The organism is Amycolatopsis sp. NBC_00438, from assembly GCF_036026695.1.
Taxonomy (GTDB): domain Bacteria; phylum Actinomycetota; class Actinomycetes; order Mycobacteriales; family Pseudonocardiaceae; genus Amycolatopsis.
Genome location: NZ_CP107923.1, coordinates 8,585,142 through 8,606,921, shown reverse-complemented (window position 1 = coordinate 8,606,921; position 21,780 = coordinate 8,585,142). Strand labels below are relative to the sequence as shown.

The following is a 21,780-nucleotide window of genomic DNA, read 5'->3' as shown; positions in this document are numbered from 1 at the left end:
GCGAGACTACCGGGACCGTCCGACAACCTTCGCCGTGCGGGTCAGGCCAGGGCAGCGGCCTCGGCGACCAGGGCGTTCACCTTGGCGACGTGCTGCGCCGTGAACGCGTCACGCGCCCGTGCCTTGAGCAGTTCGCCGTCCAGGTACGCCTGCAGGGCCGAGTCGGGACCGTCGAGCACACCCTGCGCGACGGCGACGACCTCGGGCCCTTCCGACAGCGTCCGGGTGGCGTACACCGACAGGTCGATCAGGTGCGTGACGTACTGGCCGTGCGCCAGGAACTCGCGGACGTCGGCGACGGTGCCGTCGAGGGCCTTCTGGGCGGCCGGCTTCGTCGACGGGCCACCGGCCGCCAGGATCTGGTTGACCTCGACGCGGTCGTCGGTGTCGCGGCCCGGGTAGTCGCCGGTGCGCAGCAGCGCGGCGACGCCGGCGTACGGGCCCGCGAGCGCGTCCCGAGCGGCCTGGCGCAGGCCCGGACGGGCCTTCGGGTCCGCCGCGATCGCCGCGACGGCGGCACGGTCGTCGATCTCCTGCGCAGCGGCGAGCCCGCTGTGCACGAAGGTGACGACGTCGTCGTCCGTACCGCTGAGCGCGGCGCGGGCGGCGTCCTTGACCGCGGCACCGCCGTTGCGCAGCAGGTAGACCGACGCGCGACGGCCGTTGGGCACCGTCAGCGCCGGGTCGGCGGCGTCGGCCAGCAGCTTGTCGTTGTCGGCCTTGGCCCGCGCGGCGCGGGCCGCGGCCTCCTTGGCCTGCTGCTGCGCGGTGGCCTCGGCGCCCGCCGCGGCCTGACCGTCCTGCTGGTTCTTCGCCTGCTGGGCGGCGAGCCGGTCGGCGTTCGCCTTCCGCGCGTCCGACGCGAGCTTCGCGGCCTGGTTCGCCGCGATCTGGACCGCGACGCCGTTGTGCCGCGCCTTGGCCGCCTTCGCGCCGTCGACCTGGCCCTGGACCGCGGTGAGCTCGGCGTCGCCGGCCGCGGCGACCTGCTTCCAGAGGGCCAGGAAGTACCGGACGTCGGCCGGGTCGCCGTCGAGGGCCGTCTGCGCGGCGGCCTTCACCTCGGGCCCGCCCGCGGCCATGGCCTGGGCGGTCAGGACGCGGTCGTCGACGTCCTTCGCCGCCTGGAGACCGTGGTCGAGGAACGCCCGGACGTCCTCGGCCGTGCCGTCGAGCGCCTGCTGGGCACGCGCGTTCACGGTCGGGCCGCCGGTGCTCATGGCCTGGCCGACGGCGATCCGGTCGTCGGCCACCCGGGCCCGGGGCAGGCCGGTGGCCAGGAACGCGCGGATGTCTTCGATGGTGCCGCTGAGCGCCTGCTGGGCGGCGCGCTTGGCGACCGGGCCGCCGGTCGACAGGACCTGGGTGACCAGGACCCGGTCGTCGTCGTCCTTCGCCTGGTACCGGCCGGTGGCCAGGAAGGCCTGCAGGTCGGCCGGCGAGCCGAGCAACGCCGTTTCGGCGGCCCGGGCCACGCCGGGGCCGCCGGTCTCCAGCAGCGAGACGGCCTGGACCCGGTCGGGCAGGACGTCCGCCGAAGCAGGCGTCGCGAGTACGCCGACGGCCAGGGCCGCGGCGACGAGAACTGCGTTCACACGCAAGGTGATCCCCCTCGGATCGTTGATCTTCCGCTCCCTTATCGCCGGCCCGGCAAGAATGTTTCCGACCGCGACTACGCTTCGGTTTCGTGAGTCGAACAGGCAAGCCGGCACCGATTCCGGGCCAGTACCCGGTGCGGTTCGGGACGGCGGAACTCCAGCGCTTCGCCGACCGCGGCAACGCGTGGCTGCTGTCGGTGGGCGGGGTCGCCCAGTCGTACGTCGACCTCGACGACCCGAGCCACCTGGAGTTCGACTACGTCCGCCGCTTCGGCGACGTCGTCGACCTCCTCCCACCAGGCCCGGTGGAAGCGCTCCACATCGGCGGCGCGGCCTGCACCCTCCCGCGCTACGTGGCGGCCAAGCGCCCGGGCTCCCGCCAGCTGGTCTTCGACGCGGACGCCGAGCTGGTGGACCTGGTCCGCAGCCAGCTGGGCCTGAAGGTTCCAGGCCTGCGAGTCCGCATCACGGACGGCCGCGAGGGCCTGGCGACCCGCCGCGAGAACACCGCGGACCTGGTGGTGGTGGACGCGTTCGAGCAAGCGACCCTGGCCGGCGGCCTGGCCACCCTGGAGTCGGTGCGGGCGATAGCGGAAATCCTCCGCCCCACGGGCACCTACCTGGCGAACATCACGGACGGCGCGGGCCTCCCGTTCGCCCGCCGCTTCCTGGCCACGCTGCGAGAGGTGTTCCCGCAGATAGCACTGCTGGCCGACCCGGGAGTACTCCGAGGACGCCGGTTCGGAAACCTGGTGTTCGCAGCATCGGCAACAGGCGTCCCCACAGCAGCACTGGCCTCCCGAACAGCGTCAGCGGCCTTCCCGGCAAGGTGCGTAGAGGGCCCCGAGCTGGCCAAACTGGCCGGAAAAGCCAAGCCGATCACAGACGAGGACAAACCCCCACCCCCAAAACCCCCCAAAGACATCCTGGGCGTGTTCTGAGGAAGACCACGGCAGCGCCGGAAGCCATGAGGACGGCCCGGCAACACGCTCAGCCACGAGGACCGGCCACGGCAGCGCACGCAGGCCGCGACGAAGGCCACGGCAGCGCAATCAGGCCGCGAGGACGGCCACGGCCACGGCCACGGCAGCGCTGTCAGGCCATGAGTGAGGCACCGTGGGGGTCCGGGGGCTCGGCCCCCGGGAGAAAGAACGAAGTGAAGGCCCCGGCGAAGGGGCGAAGCCCCGAAGCAAGGAGGCCGAAAAGAAGGGGACCCCGCGCACCCGTCAGAGCCTGCTTATCCTTGCTGCCTTCCGGCCCTGGGGAAGTTCACAGGGTGGACGCCGCGCGGGGTCCGTGGATCAGTGTAGCGGTAGGTGCTCAGGCTCCCGCACCAGCCTGGGCTCGGGCTCGTTTGAACGTGTTGTGCAGGACCGCCAGCAGGGCGTCGCGCACCGAGAGCTTCTGCCGGGCGTCGAACGTGATCAGGGGGACGTCCTCGCTGACGGCGAGCGCCCAGCGGATGTCTTCCAGGTTGTGGCCGAGCGCGCCGTCGAACATGTTGACCGCGACCACGAACGGGAGGCCGGCGTTCTCGAAGTAGTCGACTGCCGGGTAGCAGTCGTCCATGCGGCGGGTGTCCACGATCACCAGCGCGCCCAGCGCGCCTTGGACCAGGTCCTGCCACATGAAGCCGAAGCGGTCCTGGCCGGGTGTGCCGAACAGGTAGAGCTTCACCTCGTCGTCGATCGTGATGCAGCCGAAGTCGAGGGCGACCGTCGTCGTGGTCTTGGCCGGGACGTGGCCCGTGCGGTCGACGTTCGCGGCCACCGACGTGATCGCCGCTTCGGTCGTCAGGGGCTTGATCTCGGAGATCGACGACACGGCCGTCGTCTTGCCGACGCCGAAGCCGCCCGCGATGACGATCTTGACCGGGGCGGGTGGGCGGGCGGCCGGTTCAGTGAATGGCTTCGAGTCCACGAATGACCCTTTCGATCATGCCGAGGTCGTGCGAGTTGTGGTTCCCCGGCCGGCGGACGACGACGTAGCCCAGCTCGGCGAGGTCGGCCACCAGCACGCGCGCGACGCCGATGTGCAGGCCGAGCATGGCGGCCACTTCGGCGACCGACATGGTGCTGCGGCAGAGGGAGACGATTTCCTGGCGTTCGAAGGTGAGCTTCGGGTGCGACGCCGCACCGAGACGGGACGTCATGACCTGCGCCTCGATCTCGAGGCTCTGGTCGACCGGCTGCGCCCGCCCCGAGGTCATCAGGTACGGCCGCAGCAGCGAGGTGTCGGGGTCTTCGGCCATCACGAACCGACGCTGTTCTTCAGCTCCTCGATGAGCCCGGGCGTGAGGACCTCGGTGGCGCGGTTGGCGAACATCGCCATCTCGTAGGCGATCGTGCCGAGGCTGGCCTGCTTGTTGGCGAGGACGCCGAGCGAGCAGCCGATGCTGATGGTGCAGACCAGCAGGTAACCGTGCTCCAGCTCGATGATCACCTTGTCGGGCGCGCCGAGCGGGTGGCTGTCGGAGACGCCGTGGGCGAGGCCGAGCATGGCGGACGAGATCGCGGCCAGGCGGTCGGCGTTGGAGCGCTCGAGCTCCGAGGACACCGCGATCAGCAAGCCGTCGGCCGAGACCGCGATGGCGGCGATCGCGCCCGCGGTGTGCTGCGCGAAGCGGCTCACCAGCCAGTTGAAGTTCTGGGCTTCGACGCTGACACCTGCTGCGGGGATGCTCATTTCCTGCTCTCTTCTTCTCGTTCCATCACACGACCGGCGACCACACCTGGCGGCGGGGTGTCTGCCGTAAGCACGTCCGCCTTGGCCAGGCCGGCGGCGAACGAGTCGAACGCCGCGCGCTCGGCCGCCGGGTCCCGCTTGGTGCGGTTGACGACGGGCCGGGCGGCCGGCCGGCCCGCGGCTTCCTGCTTGCGCAGGCCCGGGGCGAGCTGGGCGCCGGGCACCCGCCGGGTCAGGCCGTCCCGCGAGATCGGGGCGGTGACCGGCGGCGGGGCGACAGCGGCCGAGAGCGCGATCCGGTCGGGACCGGGGACGCGCACCGGAAGCGCCGGGGTCGCCGGCACCGGCGCGGTGACCACGGTCGGCGGCGCCGGGTTCGCCGACACAGGCGCGGTGACGACCGTCGGCGGCGCGGTGACCGCGGCGCCGCCCTCGACGCCCTTGGCGAACTCGGCGGCTTTGGCGAACTCGGCGGCTTTGGCGAACGCCTCCTGGAAGCCGTCCATCGCGGCCTTGGTCGCCTCCGGGTCGTGCCGCGGCTTGGTGTCGCCGGCCACCGCGGCGGTCGTGCCCGGGCTGGGCAGTTGCGCGCCGCGGACGCGCCGGCGCAGGCCGCCACGGGACTCGGCCCCGGGTTCTTCTTCGGCGGCCGGCGTGGCGATGGCGGGGGCGGCGACGGCGGGTTCGCCGTCCGGCCACACCGGGGCCGGCTGGTTGAACCAGCCGAACCCGTTGGCGTGCCCGGCGCCGAGCAGCGCCGGGATCGCCGGCGACGGCAGTTCCTTCTGGCGCTCCGGCTCGACGGGCCGGAACATGTCCAAAGTGGACGACTTGCGCCGGGCCGGCGCCGGGGCGGCGTGCCGCGGTTTCGGCTTGGCCACCGGGGGTGCCGCCGGCGCCGGGATCGCCGGCGCGGGTTCGGCCTTCGGGAGCAGTCCGGTGCGGTAGCTGAACAGCGGCGGCGGGATCGTCAGCCGCGCGGTCACGCCGCCGGTCGTCGGCGTCGCGAGCAGTTCGACGCCCAGTTCGTGGCGCCGCGCGAGGCGGCCGACCACGAACAGGCCGAGCACGCTGGTCGGCGCGAGCTCCAGGCGTTCGCGCTCGACGAGCCGGTTGTTCTCCGCGGAGATCTTCTCCTCGGTCATGCCGATGCCGTGGTCGACGATGCTCACCAGGCACGAGCCGTCGGCGAGGAACATCGTGTCCACCTCGACCGTCGAGCCCGGCGGCGAGAACGACGTCGCGTTCTCCAGCAGCTCGGCGAACACCAGCACCAGGTCGGCACCGAGGGCCGAGGACAGCAGGATCTCCGCGACGACACCGAGCTTGACGCGCTGGTAGTCCTCGATCTCGGCGAGCGCCGAGCGCAGGGCCGTCGACAGCTCGATCGGGCCGGCGATGCGGGTCTCGTCGCGGGTGCCGGACACCACGAGCAGGTTGTCGGCGTTGCGGCGCAGGCGGGTGGAGAGGTGGTCGAGCCGGTAGAGGCTGGCCAGCAGGCGGGTGTCCTGCTCGTTGCGCTCGACCTCGTCGATCAGCGCGAGCTGGCGGCCGACGAGGTTCTGCGTGCGCTTCGCGACGTTCGCGAACATCAGGCTGGTGTTGCGCCGGGTGAGGGCCTGCCGTTCGACCAGCTCGGCGGCGGTCGTCTGGACCCGGTTGAACGCGGCGGCGAGCTTGCCCAGCTCGTCGTCGGAGGTGACGTCGATCGTGGCCAGCCGCGGGACCTGCTCCTCGGCCTCCTCGGTGTCGGTCACGCGGACGAGCTCGGTGCCGGCCAGGTCGGCGACCGACGTCGCCGCGGTGGTCAGCCGCCGCAGCGGCCGGGCGATCGAGCGGGACACCGCGACGGCGAGGAACGCGACCAGCAGGAACAGCCCGCCCGCGCCGAGGCCGACCGTCCAGGCCAGCCGCGTCGCCGAGTCGGCACGCCCGGTCGCCGCGTCGGCGATCTCGCCGGTGACCTTCTCCTGTACGAGCTTGCGTTGTCCCGCCTGGGTTTCCGCCGCACTGAGGACATCGGTGACGTACTTGCCGGTGGCGGCCGCGTCACGCGGGTTGTCGATCTGGGCGGCGAGGTCCTCGATGCGGCGGCCGGCCTCGCTCTGCTCGACGTTGACGACCAGCGCGGCCTGCTCGCTGTCGGACGCGTCGTCGGCCTGCTGGACGAACCGGTCGGTGAAGATCGGCGCCTGCTGGGTGGCGTCGTCCAGGATGGACTTGCCGGCGTCGGGCGCGACCGCCGTCACGATCAACGCCATGCCGCGCAACGAGTTCTCCTCGTTCGCGCGCAGCAGCGCTTCGAGGGCGGTCAGCTCTCGGGTGCCCTCGGCGTCACTGGTCAGCTGCGGCACCAGCCGCAGCGAGTCGATGACCGCGCCGATCACGGCGTGGTAGGTGCGGGCCACGCTGTCGAGCGCGACCCCGCGCCGTTCGGCGTTCTGCCGCAGCTCGTTCAGCGAGCCGATCCGGGTCAGCGCCGCCGACAGCTCGTCGGGTGCGTCGGTGCCGAGCGAGGACCGCACGTCCTCGACGGCGGTGTCGACCACCCGGTGCTGCGTCGTCATCTCGTCCGGCGACATCGACGGCGTCGCGACGAACGCGCCGGTCAGCAGCCGTTCCCGCTGCAGCTGCCAGACCAGGCCACCCAGCTGCTGGGTGTGCCGCGCCACGGTCGCCGACTGGGACGCCGCCGTCGCGCTGTTCGCCTGCGTCAGCGCGAACGGCACCGAAACCAGGACCACCGCGGCCAACGGCGGCAGGAGCAGCAGGTTCAGCTTGCCGCGAATGCCGAGCCGCGCGAGGAAACCCCCGCCGCTCGCCCGTTCCGCGGTCGACCTGCCGTGCCTCATCCCGCCACCTTCCCGTAACACGTTCTCACTCGGCCGCGGCCACCCGGCTGACGTGGCCGCGGTGCTGCTCCCGGACCAGGTCCTCGATCCGGGCGCGCAGCGCGAGGAACTGCGGCTCCCGCTTCACCGCCAGGTCCCGTTCCGCCGGCAGCGCCACCTCGACGTCGGCGGCGATCCGCCCCGGGTCGGAGGCGAGCACCACGACCCGGCCGCCCAGGAAGACCGCTTCCTCGACGTCGTGGGTGACCATCAGCACCGTGGTGCCGGTGTCGGCCCAGATCCGGCGGATCAGCACCTGCATGTCCTCTTTGGTCTGGACGTCCAAGGCCCCGAAGGGTTCGTCCAGCAGCAGCACTTCCGGCTCGCACGCCAGGGCCCGCGCGATCGCGACGCGCTGCTTCTGGCCGCCGGAAAGCTGCTTCGGCAGCGAGCGGCGCACCGCGTCGAGCCCGGTTTCGGCGAGGTACCAGTCGACCCGCTCGGCACGCTCGGCCGCGTCGATCGGGAGCAGTTCGAGGCCGAACGCGACGTTCTTCTCGACGCTGCGCCACGGGTACAGGGCGCCCGACTGGAACACCAGCCCGCGGTCGGGGCCGGGGCCCGTCACCGGGACGCCGTCGAGCACGATCTCGCCCTCGGTCGGCCCGATGAGCCCGGCCACCAGCGACAACAGCGTCGACTTGCCCGAGCCGCTCGCGCCGACGACGCAGACGAACTCGCCGCGCAGCACTTCGAGGTCGACGCCGTCGAGGGCGCGCGTCACCCGGCCGCGCACGGTGTAGTCCTTGGCGACGTTCCGCAGTTCGAGCGTCATGCCGCCCACTTCCCGACCTGGGTGCGCACCAGGCGCAGCACGACGTCGATGGTCAGCCCGGCGACGCCGATCACGATGAGCACCGCGAAGATCGTGTCCGTCTGCAGGAACCGTTGCGCACGCACGATCCGGAAACCCAGGCCGGCCTGGGAGTTGATCAGTTCGGCCACGACCACGAAGTTCCACGCCGCGGCGGCGTTGATCCGGATCGCGTCGATCATGCCCGGCAGCGAGTGCGGCACGACGATCTTGCGCAGCACCTCGCCCCGGCGCGCGCCGAGGGTGTAGGAGACGTCGAGGAGCGCGTTCGGCACCGCGCGCACGACGTCCGCGGTCATCAGGGTGTTGAAGAAGACCGTCCCGATGAAGAGCATGGCGATCTTCGACGGCTCGCCGATGCCGAGCCAGATGATCAGCAGCGGGATGAACGCGCTCGCCGGGAGGTAGCGCAGCAGCCCGATCAGCGGCTCGAAGAACGCCTGCCCCGCGGTGAAACCGCCCATGAGGATGCCGAGCGGCACCGACACGAGCACCGCGAGGCCGAAGCCTTCGAGCACCCGCTGCGTGGTCGCCCACAGGTCGTCGAACAGCTCGCCGGTGCTCGCCATGTCGAACCCGGCGCGGAACACCGCGACCGGGGACGGCAGGAACGTCGAGTCGACGGCGCCGCTCACACTGAGCACAACCCAGGCGAGGAATGGGATCGCGAACGACAGCACCGCCAGCGTCCACCGCGTGGACGCCGAAATCGGCGTGCGCGGGGAGAAGAGCGGGGACGCGGGCTTCGGCGCGGCCCGGCGCGGCAACGGCGTCCAGTCCGCCCGGCCCCGGCCCGCCTGGACACGCTCGGCGAGCCCCTGCTCGGCCTCCAGCGCCTCGGCCTCCGAGGCCGCGCGTGCGTCGGCCGAGGCATCGGAGGTGGTGCGCTGGGTGGGACCGGTCACTGCGGCGCGGCCTTCACGAACTGGTCGTCGAACAGGCCGTCGAGCGACGGCCGCTGCTGGGCGAGGCCGGTGTTCACGATGAAGTCGACGATCTTGTTCGCCTGGAAGTCGAGGTGCTGCGCGGTGACCCCCGGGGTGAACGCGTCGAGGTTCTGCTGGCGGGTGAAGATCGTGGTGCCGGCGTCGTAGGTCTTGTAGTCCGCGTCGGACACCCCGCCGCGCTCGGCCATGATCTTGACCGCCGCGTCCTTGTTGTTCTTGATCCAGGTCAGCGTCTCGAACCAGGTGTTGACCAGCGCCTGGACGTCCTTCGGGTGCTCCTTGACGAGCTTCTGCGAAGTGACCAGGTGGTCCGGGATGGCGCCGGGGAACTCCGTCGACGACGAGATCGCGCGGCTGCCCGGGAGCTCGAGGGCCTTGGTGGTGAACGGCGCGAACGCGCCCACGGCGTCGACCTGACCGCCGACGAACGCGGCGGCCGCGGCGTCGGTCGGCAGGTTGACCAGCTGGATGTCCTTTTCGGTCAGCTTCGCTTCCTGCAGCGCGAGCAGCAGCAGGTAGTGGTCGACGGTGCCCTGCTCGACGGCGACCTTCTTGCCCTTGAGGTCGGCGACGGCGGTGATGCCGTCCCGCGCGATGATCTTGTCGTTGCCGGTCGAGTTGTCGTTCACCAGCACGATGGAAAGCTTCGCGCCGCCCGAAGCCGACGAAAGCGTGTCGTTGAGGGTCTGGCTGTTGGCGTCGATCGCGCCGCTGGAAAGCGCGTTGATGCTGTCGGTGTAGTTGTCGAACCACTTGAGGTCGACGTTCACGCCGTTCTTGGCGAACAGCCCCTGCTCCTGCGCCACCTGCCAGGGAAACCACCCCGGCCAAGCGCTGAACCCGAGCGTGATCTTGCCGCCGTCGCCGGAGGCGGAACTGTCACTGCAGCCGGACAGGGCGGTGACCCCGAGAAGGGTCAGCAGTGTCAGGAGCGCCGTCAGCAGACGACGAGAGCGGGAAGTCACAGCGAAACTCCAGATGGCGGGGGAAGTGGAGCGGAGCGACACCAAAGGGGGAACGGAGGTCTACCTACCGCGACGATGAGGAGGTGGTTCGGGCAAAGCTGCGCCACCGCGCACGGTCATCGCTGCTCTCTTCCAGACGCACCTGATCGGGTCAAGGCGAGAGAAGTCGGACAGGGCGTACCTACACCCAGTGAAAACCCGGCACCGCACGCACCGGATCAGTCACCCCTTGTCCCTCTCCCGGCGGAGACTCTAGCGAGAAGTACAAGATCCCCACAACGCCCTCCCAGTGCCTCCGAAAGGGTGACACTCAGCCGGGCCAACCAGCGCCTTCACGGGTCCGCAAGATCAAGTACGCGAGAGTTTCTGTCGGCCGTCCGGCCAAGATCCGCGCACTCCCGAAGAGATCCGCCCGTGCAGGCGCGCGGGCGGCAGGGCCGCGTTGTTACACGTCGGCACGGGGTGTCGCGATCATCATCGAGGCCCCCGCTGACGAGCGAACAATCGTTCGGAATGTGCCGTCCAGTGGCGTCCCGTTCGAACAGGTGTCCGCATCCGCGAATACCGCACGGACAGCGAACTCGTCGAAGGGTTCCGCAACTGTTAACGCGGCCGAAACAATTGCTATTTCTATCAGCCGATCGATTTCGTGAGGTCGTAAACCGTCGTGCTCCCGACGGTCGTGGCCGGGAAGTTCTGCTCCACCCAGGTCTGGATTTCGCCCGAGGTGCCGCGACCACCGCCGAAGCCGCCACGTCCGCCCGCGACGTAGTAGTGGATGTCGCCGGCGGCGACGTACTGCTCGAACTGCTGCACCGACGGCGCCGGGTCGCTGCCGCTGAAGCCGCCGATCGCGAGCACCGGCCGGCCGCTGTCGAGGGCCAGCCCGGCGGCCTGCATCGCGCCGCTCTGCGCCGCGGCCCACTTCGTCGTCGTGGCCTCCAGCAGGTCGATCACGGCGGTGTCGGTCTGTCCGCCGCCGAACCCACCGAACCCACCGCGTCCGCCGCCGAAGCCGCGTCCACTCGCGACCGCCGGACCGGACGACGGCGTGCCGCCCGAGTGCGCCGTCGCCGCCGTCGCGAAGGTGAAGGACGCCGTCCCGAGCAGCGCGCCGCACAGGCCGGCCACGGCGACGACCGGGCCGAGCCGCCGGAACCGGTCCGCGCCGAACAGCAGCGCGAACGCGGCGAGCGCGCTCAGCACGAGCAGCGCGTACCGCAGCCACGGCTGCCAGTCCGGCGTCCGGGCGAGCAGCACGAAGCCCCAGACCGCGGACACCGCGAGCATGACGGCCAGCACCGCGCGGGCCGCGAAGTTGGCCCGGCCCCGCCACAGCTCACGCGCGGAGATCCCCAGCGTGCCGGCGATCCCGGGCGCCAGCGCGACCGTGTAGTACGGGTGGATGATGCCGCTCATGTAGCTGAACACCAGCACGGTGACGGCCGTCCAGCCGCCCCACAGCAGCAGGGCCGCGCGGGTCCCGTCGGTGCGCGGCGCGCGGCGGGTGAACCACAGCCCCGCGACCAGGCCGAGCAGCGCGGCGGGCAGCAGCCACGACGCCTCGGCGCCGAACTCGCCGCCGAACAACCGCGTCAGCCCGGTCTGGCCGCCGAAAGCACCGCCGCCGAAGCCGCCGCCTGCCGGCGGGGTGGAGCCGCCGCTTCCGCCGCCGCGGCCCTCACCGAAGATCCGGCCGAGCCCGTTGTAGCCGAAAGCCAGCTCCAGCACGGTGTTGTCGGTCGACCCGCTGATGTAGGGCCGGTCCGCGACGGGCCACAGCGCGACGGCCGCGACCCACCAGCCGGCGGAGACGAGCACCGCGCCGGCCGCCGCGAAGAGCTGGCCGATCCGGCGCCCGAGCGACGTCGGCGCCGCGACGGCGTACGCCAGCACGAACGCGGGCAGGACGAGGAACGCCTGCAGCATCTTGTCGAGGAACCCGAACCCGATCGCGACGCCGGCGAGCACCAGCCACCAGGTGCTCGCCTTGTCGAGGGCGCGCACGACGCAGTACGCGCCGGCGACGAGCAGCAGCACGAGGAAGGCGTCCGGGTTGTCGTAGCGGAACATCAGCGCCGCGACCGGCGTCAGCGCGAGCGCGGCCCCGGCCAGCAGCCCGGCACCCGGCCCGGAGAGCCGGCGCACGGCGAGGTACAGCAGGCCGACCGACGCGACGCCGGCCAGCGCGTTCGGCACCAGCAGGCTCCAGCTGGAGAACCCGAAGAGCCGTCCCGACAACCCCATGACCCACAGGGAGAACGGCGGTTTGTCGACCGTGACGACGTTGCCCGGGTCGAGCGAGCCGAAGAACAGGGCCTTCCAGCTCCAGGTCCCGGCCTGTGCGGCCATCGCGTAGAAGTCGTTGGCCCAGCCCGTTTTCGCCAGGTCCCACAGGTACAGCAGCCCGGTCCCGAGCAGCAGCGCGCCCACGGAAGGCTTGATCCACCGCGGTTCGGAGGCGGCCTGGGGCGCGGGCTGGGCGTGTTCGGGCGCCGACAGGGTGGTCGTCATGATCCCCACCGTCTCGGCGCCACTTGTGGTGAACTTGTGCCGAGCCTGTGCCCCCGCTGTGCATCCCCCACCATCGCGCGAGGCACCCCCAAGACGCCACTTTCACTACGAAAGATGCGGGGTTGTGGAGGGAATTCGGGGGATGTGGACAACTGGGCGGAGTGGGCGGCGCGGGCGGCGCGTCGGCGGTGTCACTCCGGGGCGGGGGCCTCCGCGAAGACGATCTCGAACTCCGTGCGGCCTGGACGGCTTTGCACTCCGACCCGGCCGCGGTGCGCGCTCACCACCGCCGCCACGATCGCCAGCCCCAGGCCCGTGCTGCCCGCCGCGCGGGAACGCGAATTGTCGCCGCGGGCGAAGCGCTCGAAGACGTCCGGGAGGATTTCCGGCGGGATGCCCGGGCCGTCGTCGGCCACCCGCAACCGCACAAAACCGTCCGAAGTGGACAGTGTGGTCGTCACGGTCGTGCCCGCCGGGGTGTGCGTACGGGCGTTGGCCAGCACGTTGATCACCACCTGGTGCAGCTGACCCGCGTCGCCGAGCACGCCGATCGGCTCACCCGGGACGTCCATCAGCCACTTGTGGTCCGGGCCCGCGACGTGCGCGTCCGCGACCGCGTCGGCCACCAGCCGGCACAGGTCGACCCACTCCGGCACCACCGCGCGGCCCGAGTCCAGCCGGGCGAGCAGCAGCAGGTCCTCCACCAGCGTCGTCATCCGCCGCGACTCCGACTCGACGCGGCTCATCGCGAACGCGACGTCCGGCGGCACCTGCTCGCCGCTGCGCCGGGTCAGCTCCGCGTACCCGCGGATCGCGGCCAGCGGCGTCCGCAGCTCGTGGCTCGCGTCCGCGACGAACTGGCGCACGCGGCTTTCGCTCGCCTGCCGCGCGGTCAGCGCGTTCGCGATGTGCTGCAGCATCCGGTTCAGCGCCGAGCCGACCTTGCCGACCTCGGTGTTCGGGTTGGTGTCGGCCTCCGGAACCCGCTCGGACAGCGCGACCTCACCGCGGTCCAGCGGCAGTTCCGAGACGCGCGTGGCGGTCGCCGCCAGCCGGTCGAGCGGCTGCATCGTGCGGCGGATCGTCGCCGCGCCGACCGCGCCCGCGACCAGGATCCCGGCGAGCGCGACGCCGCCGAGGATGAAGCCCAGCCGCCAGAGCGTCTCGTTGACGTCCTTCAGCGGCAGGCCGATGACGGTCTTGTCGCCGCTGGGAGACGCCGTCGAGACGACGCGGTAGGCCCCGAGGCTGCCGCTGAGGACGACGCTGTGCGGCTTCCCGTCGGACGGCAACGCCAGCAGCGTCCGCACCTGGCCCTCGTCGAGCTGCCGGTACGGCGCCCGCCGCTTGGTCGGCGAGCCCACGCTGGAGTCGAGCACGGCCCCGGTGCCCCGCGAACCGACCTGGACGGCGGCGAGCGTGCCCTCGCCCTGGCCCAGCGCCCGCAGCGGGTCCGGCGGCGGCGCGTCGCCGTAGGTCCAGGGCGGCCGTTCACCGCCGTGCTTGGCGCGGTCGGTGGCCGCGGCGAGCCGGTCGTCCTGCTGGCGCACCAGGAACTCGCTGAGCGCGAACTCCGTCACCACACCGACGACCAGGCATACGAGCGCGAGCAGCGCGGCGAGCTGGAAGATCAGCCGACGGCGCAACGACCACGGCCGCTGCGTCCCGAACCGCCGCCGCTCAGCCCGCTGGCTTGAGGACATACCCGGCGCCCCGCATGGTGTGGATCATCGGCTCGCGGTCGGCGTCGATCTTCTTGCGCAGGTAGGAGATGTAGAGCTCGACGATGTTGGCCTGGCCGCCGAAGTCGTAGCTCCACACGCGGTCCAGGATCTGCGCCTTCGACAGCACCCGCTTCGGGTTGCGCATGAGGTAGCGCAGCAGCTCGAACTCGGTCGCCGTCAACGGCACCAGGTCGCCGCCGCGGTGCACCTCGCGGCTGTCCTCGTCCAGCGTGAGGTCGCCGACGACCAGTGACGACCCGCTCGCGCCGGTCACCCCGCCCGCCCGGCGCAGCAGCGCGCGCAGGCGCAGCGCGACTTCTTCGAGACTGAACGGCTTGGTGACGTAGTCGTCGCCGCCCGCGGTGAGCCCGGCGATGCGGTCCTCGACCGCGTCCTTCGCCGTCAGGAACAGCACGGGCAGGTGCGGCGCCTCGGACCGCATGCGCCGCAGCACTTCGAGGCCGCTGAAGTCGGGGAGCATGACGTCGAGGACGACCGCGTCGGGCCGGAAGTCGCGCGCGATCCGGACGGCCTCGGTGCCGTCGCCCGCGCTGCGCACCTCCCAGCCCTCCATCCGCAGGGCCATCGAGACGAGCTCGGCCAGCGTCGCCTCGTCGTCGACGACGAGGACCCGGACGGGGCTCCCGTCGGCGCGGCGCAGGTCGGCCTTGCCGGGGCCGGGTGACGTGGCGTTCATAGCGGTCATAGTGCCATCTTCCCGGCCACGCCACCGGGTTCGCTGTGGGCTCGCTGTGCGTTCCCTGTGAGGTCGTTCGGATGGGTAAGGGAGCCACAGGACCCGCTGACGCCTCGCACAGCTCAAACACAGCCACGGCGGTGAGCCTGGGCTGGACCAGTGTGGGTACGACCGGAGGACACGATGACGACCGAGCCGACGCCGAACACCCCGCCGCAGGGCGGGCCGGCACCCGCGAGCCAACCGGCCGCGGCGAACTGGGGCGACCCCGCGGCGGCCGCGCCGAAGAAGGGCTGGTCCGGCAAGAAGACGGCGATCGCGGCCGGCATCGCCGTGGTGATCGCGGCCGGCGGCGGCGCGGCGATCTGGGCGGGCACCAGCAGCGCCGACAACTCCGCGCAGCAGGGCGGCCCCGGCGGCTTCGGCGGCCCGGGCGGTCCCGGCGGCGGCCAGTTCCGCGGCCAGGGCGCCGGCGGGAACTTCGGCGGTGGCATGGCCGCGCTGCGGGAGGCCCTGCACGGTGACTTCGTCGTCGCGAACCCGAACGGCGGCTACACGACCGAGCGGCTGCAGACCGGCGACGTCACCGAGCTGAGCGCCACGTCCGTGACGCTGACCAGCAAGGACGGCTACAAGCAGACGTACACGCTCGACGGCTCGACGCAGAAGACGGGCGACGTGAAGCAGGGCGACACGAACGTGACGGTGGTGGCGAAGGTCGACGGCCAGACCGCGACGGCGACGTCCCTTGGCCAGGCGATGCAGCAGCCGGGCCAGCGCCAGCCGGGCCAGCGCCGCGGCGGCGACTACTCGGCCCGCCCCACCAACTAACGCCCCCAGCGCCCCAAAGCCGTGAAGGCCTCCTTACCGGCCATAAGAGCCGGGAAGGGGGCCTTCACGGCTTTTGCGGACCCCGGCGGCCGGGTTAGGGCAGAGTTGCGGGCGTGTACGACATCAGGGGGTCACTTCGGCGGCAGTCGCTGCTCGTCGCGGTGGTCTGCGTCGTCTGTGACGCGGTCCTCTTCGGCGTGCGCGGACCGCTCGGCAACGGCCACTGGCAGCCGTGGGCCGTGCTGCTCGGCGGCGTCGCCGTCAACGCCGCGCTCGCCGGGCCGGCCCGCTACTCGGGCTGGGTCTCACTGGCGCACGCCCTGCTCTTCGCGGCCTCGCCACTGCTGATCAGCACCACCGCGGGGTACGTCGTCGGCAACAACGCGGGCGTCCTGATCGCGGGGTACCGCGCGGGCGCCTGGCTGCGCCCGAAACCGGCGGTGCTCGCGCTCCTCGCGATGGTCGCCGGCGTCACCGCGGGCTGCGTCGAAGGCGGCGGCCGGACCGCGAACGACCTGCGGCTGATGGCGGTGAGCGTCAGCGTGAGCGCGCTCCTGCCGTGGCTGGTCGGCCGGTACACGACGGCGCGGCGCGCGTACATCGCCGACCTCGAACGCGAAGCGGACGAACGCCGTCAGCACGAAGAAGCGGCCGTGCGACGGGCCGTCACCGAGGAACGCACGACGATCGCGCGCGATCTGCACGACGTCATCTCCCACCACGTCAGCGCCATCGGCGTGCACGCCGGCGCGGCCCGGCTCGGGCTGCCCGAAGGCGACTCGCCGGTGCGCAAGTCGCTCGGCGCGGTCGAGTCCGCGAGCCGCTCGGCGATGGCCGACCTGCGCCGCCTGCTCGACCTCCTGCACGCCGAAACCGACGCCGCCCAGCCCGGTCTGGACAACCTCGACGAGCTGGTCGAGACCGTCCGCGCGGCCGGCCTGCCGACCCGGCTGACGCTGCTCGGCGAACCGCGCGAGCTGGCCGGCTCGCTCGACGTCGCGCTGTACCGGATCGCGCAGGAGGGCCTGACCAACGCGCTGCGCCACGGTGTGGGCCCGGTCGAAGTCGAACTAAACCACGGCCGCACCGAAATCGTGCTCACGGTGACCAACGGCCTGCGACCCGGCCGCACCTCCCGCGGCGAGCACGCGCACCGCGGCCTGGCGGGGATCCGCCGGCGCGTCACCCTGTTCGGCGGCCAGGTCGCCTACGGCGAAGACGGCCCGCGCTGGCAGCTCCGCACGACCTTCCCGGTGGAGAGCACATGATCCGCGTCCTGCTGGCCGACGACCACGCGATGTTCCGCTCCGGGATGCGCGCGCTGCTCGACACCCAGCCCGACTTCACCTGCGTCGGCGAGGCGTCCGACGGCCGGGAGGCGGTGGCCGAGACGGCCCGGCTGCGCCCGGACGTCGCGGTCCTCGACGTCCGGATGCCCCGCCTCGACGGCCTCGCCGCGACCGAGGCGATCCTCGCCGCGCCGGGCAACGACACCCGCGTCCTCGTGCTCACCACCTACGACGCCGACGAGTACGTCTACCGCGCGCTGCGGGCCGGGGCGAGCGGGTTCCTGCTGAAGAGCCTGGCGCCGGAGGAGCTGGTGGCGGCGATCCGCGTCGCGGCCCGCGGCGACGCGCTGATCGACCCGTCGGTGACCCGGCGGCTGGTCGCGAAGTTCACGTCGGTGCTCGAGCCGGCCGCCGTCGAACCGCCCGAGGTCGCGCGGCTGACCTCGCGGGAGCGGGAAGTGCTGCTGCTGCTCGCCGACGCCTGCAGCAACGCCGAGATCGCGCGGCAGCTGCACGTCGGCGAAGAGACCGTGAAGACCCACGTGTCGCGGGTGCTCGCGAAGCTCGGGCTGCCCGACCGCGTGCACGCCGTCGTCTACGCCTACAAGCACAAACTCGTACCCGGCGACTGACCCCGGCCGTGGGAGACTGACGCGATGAAGCGGTGGATCACCTTGGCGGTCGGGATCGTGCTCGTGCTCGTCGGCGCCGTCTGGGTGCTGCAGGGCCTCGGCGTCATCACCGGCAGTTTCATGACCGGCCAGAAGCTGTGGTTCCTGATCGGGCTCGTCGCGTTCCTGGTCGGCATCGTCCTGGCCGCGGCGAACCTGACGCGGCGCAAACCTACTTCGTGATGATCTCGAAGACCGGGTAGCCGGGGGCGATCTCGCGCAGCTGCTCGTCCGACGCCTTGGTGTCGACGCCCTCGAAGAACGCGCTGACCTCGAACTTCCAGCGCTTGAGGTAGGCGCGCAGGATCGCGGGCTTCTCGTCGTCGGCCAGCTCGCGGTAGGTGAAGGTCTCGTCGCGCCGGCCGACGCGCAGCTGGCCCTGCCCCGCGACGCGCAGGTTGCGCACCCACTGCGTCTCGCCGCGGGCGGCGACGAGGTAGTCGACACCGTCGATGGTCAGCAGGTTGACCGGCGTCGAACGCGGCTCGCCGGACTTACGGCCGACGACGGTGAGCACCCGGCTGCCCAGGATGCTCACGCCCATCTTGGTCAGCCTCGCGACCAGCTCGTTGAAGACGTTGGTGGACTTGGCGGGCTTCAGGTAGCGGGTCTCGGTCATGGTGTCCTCCGAAGTTTCGGGAGAGCAGTGCTCTCGGTTAAGAGCAGTGAACACCCTTTGTCGCGCCGAGTCAAGAGCAGTGCTCTCGATATTGTGCGCCGCTCTCACGCATGGCACACTGACGGCCATGACCGCGACCCGGACCGCGCGCGAACGTGCCCGCGCCGAACTCACCCAGGAGATCAAGGACGAGGCCCGCCGCCAGCTCGCCGAAGTCGGCGCGAACGGGCTTTCCCTGCGCGCCGTGGCGCGTGAGCTGGGCATGGTCTCGTCCGCGCTGTACCGCTACTTCCCCAGCCGCGACCGGCTGCTGACCGACCTGATCGTCGACGCCTACAACGCGATCGGCGAGGCGGCCGAGGGCGCCGACCCCGGGAAGGGCGAACCACGCGACCGGTGGCTCGCGATCTGGCAGGCGACGCGCGAGTGGGCCCGCGCGCACCCGCACGAGTACGCGCTGATCTACGGCTCGCCGATCCCCGGCTACCAGGCCCCGCAGGACACCGTCGCGCCGGCCGCCCGCGTCGCACTGGCCCTGGTCAAGGTGCTCACGCACACCGAGCTGCGGGCGGTCGACGGCGACGTCACGCCCAAGCTGCGGGCCCAGGCCGAAACGCTCACGAAGGTCCTCGGGATCGTCGCCGGACCCGAGACGGTCGCCCGGCTGCTCATGGCGTGGACCCAGCTGTTCGGCGCGATCAACTTCGACCTGTTCGGCCAGTACGTCGGCAGCGTCGACCCGGCCGACGAGTTCTTCACCCACACGGCGAAGCGGATGGCGGAGTTCGTCGGTCTCTAACGCAGCCAGGTCCGCAGCAGCAGCTCGACGGCGTCGGCGATCACGGTGTCGCTCGTGCCCTCCGGGCTCAGGTAGCGCTGCCGGAGCAGGCCGTCCTCCAGCGCGTGGATGATCAGCGCGAGGAACGCCGGATCGGCCGGCGGCTCGACCCCGCGCGCGGCGAACGTCGCCCGCACCCCCGACTCGATCAGCTCGCGCGCCGCGCGTTCGTTCTCCCCGACCGCCGGCCGGGCCCCGGGGTTGCGCAGCGCGTACAGCGTCAGCTCGGTGCGCAGGGCGAACCACTCCGGCAGGTGCTCGGCGCGCTCGGCGTGCCACTCCTTCAGCCGGGCCAGGACATCGCCGGACAAGCCCCTCACCTCGGCCGCTTCCTGCGAACGTCGCTGCTCCAGCAGCGCCACGACCAGCTCGTGCTTGCCCTCGAAGTTGCCATAGAACGCGCCGCGCGTGTAACCGGCGCGTTCGGCGATCTGCTCGACCGACGTGCCGTTGACGCCGCGCTCGGCGAACAGCGCGGCCGCCGCGTCGAGCAGCCGCTCCTTGGTCCGTTCGCGGCTTTCCGCCCGCGTCAGGCGCTTCCCTGCCACGGCCGAGACGGTACCGTCGCCCGGACGGGCAACAGCGGAAGGCGGGCACGACGTGACGGGGTGGGCCGGGAAGGTCGGCAGGATCCGGGTGATCGGGACCGGGGTGATGGGCCGCGGGATCGTCCAGCTCGCCGCGACCGCGGGGGTGACCGTCGAGCTGGCCGACGTCCGGCCCGAAGCGGTCGCGAAGGCGATCGAATTCGTCGGCGGGATGGTCGACAAGCTCGCCGCCAAGGGCAAGCTCACCGAGGAACCGCAGGCGGTGAAGGACCGGCTCGTCCCCCTCGACGCGCCGGACGCGCCCGCCGACGGCGTCGACCTGGTCGTCGAAGCCGTGCGCGAGGATCTCGCGACGAAGCGGGCGCTGTTCGCCGGCCTGGAGCGCGTCTGTCCACAGGAGACGATCTTCGCGACGAACACCAGCTCGCTGTCGGTCACCGAGATCGCCGCCGAACTGGCCGATCCCGGTCGGCTCGTCGGCCTGCACTTCTTCAACCCGGTGCCGCTGATGCGCCTGGTCGAGGTGATCCCGGGCACGCGGACGTACGACTGGCTGCCCGCCGAGGCGCTCGAACTGGTCCGCGGCTGGGGCCACGAGCCGGTGCTCGCGAGGGACGCTCCGGGCTTCCTGGTCAACCACGCCGGGCGCGGGCTCGGCACCGAAGCACTGCAGATCCTCGGCGAGGCGCTTGCCGAACCGGCCGACGTCGACCGCGTCGCGCGGGACGTGCTCGGCCTGAAGCTCGGCCCGTTCGAGCTGCTCGACCTCACCGGCCTCGACGTCTCGCACGCCGTGCTGGAGAGCATCTGGAGCGGCTTCCACGGCGACCCGCGGCTGCGGCCGTCGTGGCTGACGCGCCCGCGCGTCGCCGCCGGCCTGTTCGGCCGCAAGAACGGCGAAGGCTTCTACCGGCACGTCGAGGGCAAGCAGCAGAACCCGGACGAACCGGCGGCGCCGCCGAAGCCGACGGGCCCGGTGTTCACCGCCGACGAGCACCTCGCCCGCGTGCTGTCGGCGGCCGGCGTGCACGTGGTGTCGGACGCCTACCCGGACGCGGTCCTGCTCGTCCCGCTCTACGGCGAGTCCACAGTGGACGCCGCCACCCGCGACGGCCTGCCGCTCGCGCGCGTCGCCGGCGTCGACCCCCTCGGCGGTTACGAACGACGGCTGACGCTGTCGGTGCACCCCGGTCTCGACCCGGCGGCGGGCCGCGCGGCCTGGGGCGCCCTGGCCGCCACCGGCAAACCCGTGACGGTCGTCCGCGACGGCCCGGCCCCGATCGCCCAGCGCCTGCTGGCGTCCATTGTGAACACGGCGTGCTTCATCGCGGGCCACCACCTCGCAAGCCCGGCGGACATCGACACGGCGGTCCACCTCGGCCTCGGTTACCCGCGCGGCCCGCTGGCCTGGGGCGACCTGGTCGGCGGCGACGTCGTGCTGCGCATCCTGCGCGGTCTCGAAGCCGCCACCGGCGACCCGCGCTACCGGCCGAGCCCGTGGCTCACCGAGCGCGTCGCCCTCGGCCTGCCGTTGACGTCGGCCGGCACGAGGCCGGCGGACCTGCTCACCTGACGACCTGGACCTCGTCACCCTTGCTCAGCGAGGAGAAGAACTTCAGCGACGCCGGCGCGGAGAGGTGCACACAACCGTTGGAGTACTTGGCCAAGCTGCCCTCGTGGAACGCGACGCCGTTGTAGAAGAACACCGAGTTGGGCATCGGCGCGTTGTCGAACTCCCGGCTGAGGTGCATCTTCTCCTTGTAGAGCACGTGCCACGTGCCGAGCGGCGTGGTACTGCCCTTCTTGCCGGGCATGATCTTCACCGGGCCGTAGACGATCTTGCCTTCGTCGAGCAGCCAGGCCTGCTTGCCGGACAGCGAAACGCAGGCCGTCGCGGTGATCGTGCACGGCACCCCGGCCGCCATCACGGGCTTGGCCGGCGTCGTCGTGGCGGGCGCCGTCGTAATGTCCGAAGTGGACGCCGGTGTCTCGGCCGCCAGCCGGACATCCGCGGTACCCCCGGCCGAGCACGCGGTCAGCACCGCCGCGGCGACCAAAGTGGACAGACCGGCCACCGCACGACGAATCCGCATGTTCTCCCCCAAAATCCGTGTTCCTGCCTTCTGAAGACAAAGACGTGCGGGGGGCG

Annotated in this window: 21 protein-coding genes and 1 other RNA gene; 7 read left to right on the top strand and 15 right to left on the bottom strand. The window is 71.9% G+C overall.

All coding sequences use genetic code 11. The annotated features are described in order from the left end of the window. Positions 1-41: 41 nt before the first annotated feature. Positions 42-1,595, bottom strand: a complete 1,554-nt coding sequence (locus OG494_RS39465; RefSeq protein ID WP_328447544.1) for an ALF repeat-containing protein — start codon at positions 1,593-1,595, stop codon at positions 42-44. A 92-nt stretch (positions 1,596-1,687) separates the two neighbouring features. Here OG494_RS39465 and OG494_RS39460 point away from each other — a divergent pair, with 92 nt between their 5' ends. After that, the gene (locus tag OG494_RS39460) at positions 1,688-2,539 is read left to right on the top strand and encodes a spermidine synthase (RefSeq protein ID WP_328447542.1); all 852 of its coding nucleotides are present in this window, start codon (positions 1,688-1,690) and stop codon (positions 2,537-2,539) included. A 263-nt stretch (positions 2,540-2,802) separates the two neighbouring features. Here the strand turns inward: OG494_RS39460 and ffs are convergent. The 11 genes from ffs to OG494_RS39405 form a co-directional block, all read right to left on the bottom strand. Then, positions 2,803-2,897, bottom strand: an RNA gene (gene ffs, locus OG494_RS39455) — signal recognition particle sRNA small type. 21 nt (positions 2,898-2,918) lie between these two features. Next, entirely contained in the window at positions 2,919-3,518 is a 600-nt protein-coding gene (locus tag OG494_RS39450) for a GTP-binding protein (protein ID WP_328447540.1), read from the bottom strand. Then, a complete protein-coding gene (locus OG494_RS39445) occupies positions 3,496-3,849 on the bottom strand; it encodes a DUF742 domain-containing protein (protein WP_328459163.1) in 354 nt (117 codons plus the stop codon). The genes OG494_RS39450 and OG494_RS39445 overlap by 23 nt, the downstream gene beginning before the upstream one ends. Further along, the gene (locus tag OG494_RS39440; protein ID WP_328447538.1) at positions 3,849-4,283 is read right to left on the bottom strand and encodes a roadblock/LC7 domain-containing protein; all 435 of its coding nucleotides are present in this window, start codon (positions 4,281-4,283) and stop codon (positions 3,849-3,851) included. The genes OG494_RS39445 and OG494_RS39440 overlap by 1 nt, the downstream gene beginning before the upstream one ends. After that, positions 4,280-7,135 carry a sensor histidine kinase gene (locus tag OG494_RS39435; protein ID WP_328447536.1) on the bottom strand — a complete coding sequence of 952 codons (2,856 nt, stop codon included), beginning with the start codon at positions 7,133-7,135 and terminating at the stop codon, positions 4,280-4,282. Before OG494_RS39435 ends, OG494_RS39440 begins: the two co-directional genes overlap by 4 nt. 25 nt (positions 7,136-7,160) lie before the next feature. Continuing rightward, positions 7,161-7,949 carry an ABC transporter ATP-binding protein gene (locus OG494_RS39430; RefSeq protein WP_328447534.1) on the bottom strand — a complete coding sequence of 263 codons (789 nt, stop codon included), beginning with the start codon at positions 7,947-7,949 and terminating at the stop codon, positions 7,161-7,163. Then, positions 7,946-8,893: an ABC transporter permease gene (locus OG494_RS39425; RefSeq protein WP_328447532.1), complete on the bottom strand. Its 948-nt coding sequence runs from the start codon at positions 8,891-8,893 to the stop codon at positions 7,946-7,948. Before OG494_RS39425 ends, OG494_RS39430 begins: the two co-directional genes overlap by 4 nt. Continuing rightward, the gene (locus OG494_RS39420) at positions 8,890-9,900 is read right to left on the bottom strand and encodes an ABC transporter substrate-binding protein (RefSeq protein ID WP_328447530.1); all 1,011 of its coding nucleotides are present in this window, start codon (positions 9,898-9,900) and stop codon (positions 8,890-8,892) included. The genes OG494_RS39425 and OG494_RS39420 overlap by 4 nt, the downstream gene beginning before the upstream one ends. A gap of 633 nt (positions 9,901-10,533) precedes the next feature. Then, positions 10,534-12,414 carry a glycosyltransferase family 39 protein gene (locus OG494_RS39415; protein WP_328447528.1) on the bottom strand — a complete coding sequence of 627 codons (1,881 nt, stop codon included), beginning with the start codon at positions 12,412-12,414 and terminating at the stop codon, positions 10,534-10,536. A 191-nt stretch (positions 12,415-12,605) separates the two neighbouring features. Then, positions 12,606-14,117 carry a sensor histidine kinase gene (locus OG494_RS39410; protein WP_328447526.1) on the bottom strand — a complete coding sequence of 504 codons (1,512 nt, stop codon included), beginning with the start codon at positions 14,115-14,117 and terminating at the stop codon, positions 12,606-12,608. Continuing rightward, positions 14,095-14,844 (bottom strand): response regulator transcription factor, encoded by a 750-nt coding sequence (locus OG494_RS39405; RefSeq protein WP_328447525.1) that lies wholly within the window; start codon positions 14,842-14,844, stop codon positions 14,095-14,097. The genes OG494_RS39410 and OG494_RS39405 overlap by 23 nt, the downstream gene beginning before the upstream one ends. A gap of 174 nt (positions 14,845-15,018) precedes the next feature. On the opposite strand from OG494_RS39405, the gene OG494_RS39400 reads away from it, so the two are divergent. The 4 genes from OG494_RS39400 (at position 15,019) to OG494_RS39385 (ending at position 17,809) form a co-directional block, all read left to right on the top strand. Then, a complete protein-coding gene (locus OG494_RS39400; protein WP_328447523.1) occupies positions 15,019-15,666 on the top strand; it encodes a hypothetical protein in 648 nt (215 codons plus the stop codon). 113 nt (positions 15,667-15,779) lie between these two features. Then, entirely contained in the window at positions 15,780-16,934 is a 1,155-nt protein-coding gene (locus OG494_RS39395; protein WP_328447521.1) for a sensor histidine kinase, read from the top strand. Further along, positions 16,931-17,587 carry a response regulator transcription factor gene (locus OG494_RS39390; protein WP_328447519.1) on the top strand — a complete coding sequence of 219 codons (657 nt, stop codon included), beginning with the start codon at positions 16,931-16,933 and terminating at the stop codon, positions 17,585-17,587. Before OG494_RS39395 ends, OG494_RS39390 begins: the two co-directional genes overlap by 4 nt. Before the next feature lie 24 nt (positions 17,588-17,611). Continuing rightward, on the top strand, positions 17,612-17,809 hold the full coding sequence (locus OG494_RS39385; RefSeq protein ID WP_328447517.1) for a hypothetical protein: 198 nt from the start codon (positions 17,612-17,614) through the stop codon (positions 17,807-17,809). Here the strand turns inward: OG494_RS39385 and OG494_RS39380 are convergent. Continuing rightward, positions 17,799-18,245: a nitroreductase family deazaflavin-dependent oxidoreductase gene (locus OG494_RS39380; RefSeq protein WP_328447515.1), complete on the bottom strand. Its 447-nt coding sequence runs from the start codon at positions 18,243-18,245 to the stop codon at positions 17,799-17,801. The genes OG494_RS39385 and OG494_RS39380 overlap by 11 nt on opposite strands. A 127-nt stretch (positions 18,246-18,372) precedes the next feature. Between OG494_RS39380 and OG494_RS39375 the strand changes: the two genes are divergently transcribed. Next, positions 18,373-19,044 carry a TetR/AcrR family transcriptional regulator gene (locus OG494_RS39375; protein ID WP_328447513.1) on the top strand — a complete coding sequence of 224 codons (672 nt, stop codon included), beginning with the start codon at positions 18,373-18,375 and terminating at the stop codon, positions 19,042-19,044. Here OG494_RS39375 and OG494_RS39370 read toward each other — a convergent pair. Beyond that, positions 19,041-19,631, bottom strand: coding sequence for a TetR/AcrR family transcriptional regulator (locus OG494_RS39370; protein ID WP_328447511.1), 591 nt, complete (start codon positions 19,629-19,631; stop codon positions 19,041-19,043). The two genes, OG494_RS39375 and OG494_RS39370, sit on opposite strands and share 4 nt — an antisense overlap. Before the next feature lie 52 nt (positions 19,632-19,683). Here OG494_RS39370 and OG494_RS39365 point away from each other — a divergent pair, with 52 nt between their 5' ends. After that, on the top strand, positions 19,684-21,204 hold the full coding sequence (locus OG494_RS39365) for a 3-hydroxyacyl-CoA dehydrogenase (RefSeq protein WP_328447509.1): 1,521 nt from the start codon (positions 19,684-19,686) through the stop codon (positions 21,202-21,204). Here the strand turns inward: OG494_RS39365 and OG494_RS39360 are convergent. Continuing rightward, positions 21,197-21,724, bottom strand: coding sequence for a L,D-transpeptidase (locus OG494_RS39360; RefSeq protein WP_328447507.1), 528 nt, complete (start codon positions 21,722-21,724; stop codon positions 21,197-21,199). The two genes, OG494_RS39365 and OG494_RS39360, sit on opposite strands and share 8 nt — an antisense overlap. Positions 21,725-21,780 lie beyond the last annotated feature (56 nt).

What these genes read in the sequence shown, in the direction of transcription:
- OG494_RS39415 (WP_328447528.1), bottom strand. Translation starts at nt 12,414, where the DNA reads ATGACGACCACCCTGTCGGCGCCCGAACACGCCCAGCCCGCGCCCCAG.
- OG494_RS39410 (WP_328447526.1), bottom strand. Translation starts at nt 14,117, where the DNA reads ATGTCCTCAAGCCAGCGGGCTGAGCGGCGGCGGTTCGGGACGCAGCGG.
- OG494_RS39360 (WP_328447507.1), bottom strand. Translation starts at nt 21,724, where the DNA reads ATGCGGATTCGTCGTGCGGTGGCCGGTCTGTCCACTTTGGTCGCCGCG.
- OG494_RS39430 (WP_328447534.1), bottom strand. Translation starts at nt 7,949, where the DNA reads ATGACGCTCGAACTGCGGAACGTCGCCAAGGACTACACCGTGCGCGGC.
- OG494_RS39405 (WP_328447525.1), bottom strand. Translation starts at nt 14,844, where the DNA reads ATGACCGCTATGAACGCCACGTCACCCGGCCCCGGCAAGGCCGACCTG.
- OG494_RS39380 (WP_328447515.1), bottom strand. Translation starts at nt 18,245, where the DNA reads ATGACCGAGACCCGCTACCTGAAGCCCGCCAAGTCCACCAACGTCTTC.
- OG494_RS39440 (WP_328447538.1), bottom strand. Translation starts at nt 4,283, where the DNA reads ATGAGCATCCCCGCAGCAGGTGTCAGCGTCGAAGCCCAGAACTTCAAC.
- OG494_RS39445 (WP_328459163.1), bottom strand. Translation starts at nt 3,849, where the DNA reads ATGGCCGAAGACCCCGACACCTCGCTGCTGCGGCCGTACCTGATGACC.
- OG494_RS39375 (WP_328447513.1), top strand. Translation starts at nt 18,373, where the DNA reads ATGACCGCGACCCGGACCGCGCGCGAACGTGCCCGCGCCGAACTCACC.
- OG494_RS39435 (WP_328447536.1), bottom strand. Translation starts at nt 7,135, where the DNA reads ATGAGGCACGGCAGGTCGACCGCGGAACGGGCGAGCGGCGGGGGTTTC.
- OG494_RS39400 (WP_328447523.1), top strand. Translation starts at nt 15,019, where the DNA reads ATGACGACCGAGCCGACGCCGAACACCCCGCCGCAGGGCGGGCCGGCA.
- OG494_RS39390 (WP_328447519.1), top strand. Translation starts at nt 16,931, where the DNA reads ATGATCCGCGTCCTGCTGGCCGACGACCACGCGATGTTCCGCTCCGGG.
- OG494_RS39385 (WP_328447517.1), top strand. Translation starts at nt 17,612, where the DNA reads ATGAAGCGGTGGATCACCTTGGCGGTCGGGATCGTGCTCGTGCTCGTC.